Origin of the sequence: Alteromonas sp. 5E99-2 (assembly GCF_017368475.1) — a bacterium.
Lineage (GTDB): Bacteria > Pseudomonadota > Gammaproteobacteria > Enterobacterales > Alteromonadaceae > Alteromonas_F.
The window spans coordinates 1-1,031 of record NZ_JAFNJE010000053.1 but is presented as its reverse complement, the minus strand read 5'-3'; the positions used below and the strand labels follow the sequence as shown (position 1 = coordinate 1,031).

At 49.8% G+C, this 1,031-nt stretch carries 1 protein-coding gene; it reads right to left on the bottom strand.

The features are described from left to right. Positions 1–689: MgtC/SapB family protein (locus J3L16_RS15825; RefSeq protein WP_207614032.1), on the bottom strand; the 689-nt coding region annotated here is incomplete at its 3' end. Between the last annotated feature and the right edge of the window lie 342 nt (positions 690–1,031).

The following is a 1,031-nucleotide window of genomic DNA, read 5'->3' as shown; positions in this document are numbered from 1 at the left end:
CTCGCGCGTAAAATACGAGTATCCAACGAAATCTGAGTAATGATTTTCACGACTTTGGCCATCTCGGCGGCCATGCCTTGAACCTCTACAATGATTTCAGCGGTATCCTCGTGCCCGCGGTTGGCAATTTGAAGCAAGTTGAGATCCTCATCGCTAAGCTTACCAAGCAGCAGAACACGAATTTCTTCACAGTCTTTGTGAAGGCAGGACGCCTTCAGCTGATATGTCTGAAGACCGCGTGCGTTTCTGGCTTCGGCTTTTTTTAGCTTTCGGACAACAGGCCGTAGGCCCAAGTTCGCAAACACAATCAAAGATGTCAGAACTGCCGCATAGCCAAGATGCCCTGATCCAGAAATCAAACCGACAGCTGCAGAACACCACAGCGTGGCCGCTGTGTTAATGCCTTGGATATTGAGTCCATCGCGAAAGATGATGCCAGCACCAAGAAACCCAATACCCGACACCACCTGAGCAGCGACACGAGTTGGGTTAATGTCATCGGGAAACAGCGCTGCGAAAACGACAAATCCCGCTGCACCGAGCGAGACCAGAGCATTGGTGCGAAGCCCTGCCATTCGTCCGCGAAATTGCCGTTCAGACCCGATGATGGCCCCCATCACCACCGCAAAACCCATGTTTATCGCGGCGAAAAGCAGGGATATATCAATATCTGAGTAAACTTGGATCACAGTAAGGCTGTCCACGGTTAGGAATTAAATAACCTTATGCCTCAGTCGAAAGAAGACAACACCAATTCGAAGAACCAGTCCTTTGCAAATGCCATCATCCGTTGGTTAAAGACAAACGTTGCCCCAAATCATCCGGTCTAGTTTCACCAGACCCATTCATCCGCCATTTCGAGCGGTCTTGGATGCAATGTTACGCGTTCGGCGCAACGCAGGACCAACGTTTGTCTGGTGTTGTATTTGAATGATTCTGCCTAAGGTTCCGTTAACAGCTAGGCAGTCACTGCGAATTTATGCTTGATGCCGGTATTGGAGGACCAATCGTGTCGTTTTTGCTGAACCCTC